This is a genomic window from Brevibacillus sp. B_LB10_24 (assembly GCF_046036945.1).
In the GTDB taxonomy this organism is placed as follows: Bacteria; Bacillota; Bacilli; order Brevibacillales; family Brevibacillaceae; genus Brevibacillus_C.
Window position 1 is genome coordinate 1 of record NZ_JBJQOQ010000088.1, and the last position, 362, is coordinate 362.

Sequence of the window (362 nt, forward strand, 5' to 3'; positions counted from 1 at the left end):
AGCCTGGTGCGGTAAGCAAGACATTCGCCCGCGACGGATTCGTCTATCTGCCCAAAATCGGCTTTGTCCGCATGCATGCACACCGTCCTTTCGACCGGACGAACGTGACGCAAATCAATGTGAAACGGTATGCGGACGGGTGGATGGCCAACATCGGCGTGAAAGTGGAGGCAGCGGAAGCAGGCCAGGAGATGGAAACGGCCGTGGGCATCGACGTAGGGCTGAGTACCTTTGCGGCGCTGTCCGATGAGACGAAGGTGGACAACCCGCGGTATCTGCGAAGAGCGGAAAAGCGGCTGAGACGCGCCCAACGACGACTATCCCGCAAACAACGCGGTTCCCGCAACCGGCAGAAAGCCAAA

The 362-nt window shown here is 59.4% G+C and carries 1 protein-coding gene; it reads left to right on the forward strand.

The window, feature by feature from the left end:
- Positions 1–362, forward strand: a 362-nt coding sequence (locus tag ACI7RC_RS27800) for an RNA-guided endonuclease InsQ/TnpB family protein (protein WP_408111391.1), incomplete at both ends; no start/stop codon positions are given.